The sequence below is a fragment of the Lentibacillus halophilus genome (assembly GCF_039522485.1).
Taxonomy (GTDB): Bacteria; Bacillota; Bacilli; order Bacillales; family Amphibacillaceae; genus Lentibacillus; species Lentibacillus halophilus.
Genome location: NZ_BAAADM010000067.1, coordinates 1 through 1,184, shown reverse-complemented (window position 1 = coordinate 1,184; position 1,184 = coordinate 1). Strand labels below are relative to the sequence as shown.

General features: G+C 42.9%; 1 protein-coding gene. It reads right to left on the bottom strand.

What is annotated here, in order from left to right:
• On the bottom strand, window positions 1–1,110 hold a 1,110-nt coding region (locus ABDZ72_RS14325; protein ID WP_343754368.1), incomplete at its 3' end, for an IS4 family transposase.
• Window positions 1,111–1,184 lie beyond the last annotated feature (74 nt).

Below are 1,184 nucleotides of genomic sequence, written 5' to 3'. Positions count from 1 at the left end.
TACGAGCGCATCATAATGACGTGACTGGCATTCTTTCGCTAAACGTAGATGGGATTTGGCGACCTTGAAAAAGCACTCGATATCCCAACGCTTCCCATAAAGGCGAACAACTTCTTCTTCCGGCAAATCCAGATTTGTAGAAAGAAGCGCCAACCATTGTTTAGAGCGGTTTCGATCCCGTACAAAAACAATACGGGCTTGTATATCCTTACCATTGTCATCTAATCCCAGGCTGACAACAACAGAAGCAAGAATCTTAGCACGTCCCCGTTTTTTTCGCACTTTTTTATAGAGTTGGTTCAAGGTATATTTCTCGCCTTCGTAGGTGTAGTAAACCCGATGCATGCTTTTGAGCATACAGATGACATGAAGAGGATAGTCAGAAACAACGCGCTTAATCACTTTAGGAAAGGCAAACCAACTGTCAAACAACAAGGTTCTGGCACAAAGCTGTAACGGATTAACGTCATCCAAGAGATCAAACATCGCTTCAGTTGATTTTTGCAGGGCTTCCTGACGTCGCTTGTAGCCAACCGTGCGCTTGTCAATTTTGGAGTTTATCTCCTGAAACCGGTTCTTGCGCTGTTTGGAGCTTAATAACGAGAAAGCCAATGGAATGAACGTATTCCCATCTGACCAGCCAAGTGTAAGCATTCGAAACCCTTTGACAAACTGCCCTGTGGTATGGTCATGCACACGAGCAAGCAGTTCGACGGTCTTACTGCGAGCACGGCTGTATAAAGAATCATCGAAAATAAGGACGCGTTCACGGTCACTTGAGACCAGAGACAACAGGCTGGTTACAATCACATTCCTGCTCAACAACACAAGAAACTTTCGCCAGTTGTATCTGGGATTGTTGAGAAAACGGTGGACTGCATCTTTTCTTGGAGCATCTGAAACACGGTCCGAATCAAGAATTCGAAAAAGGTTCTTGCCGTGCAGGACAAGCGAAAAAATAAACTGGAGAAGGAACACGGGAGAAAATCCATCTTCTTTTCGAATGTTCGCCTGATTAAGCAGTGACCCCAGTTTATTTTCCTTGAAAAAGCGTGAAATATAAGAATTAGCCTCGTTTTTTGGTTCAGAATTTGGTAAAATAGTAGCCATAAATACATCCCTTTCTGGTTTTAGTTGTGGTGACTATATTTTACCAAATTGGGATGTATTTTTGTGTGATTTTT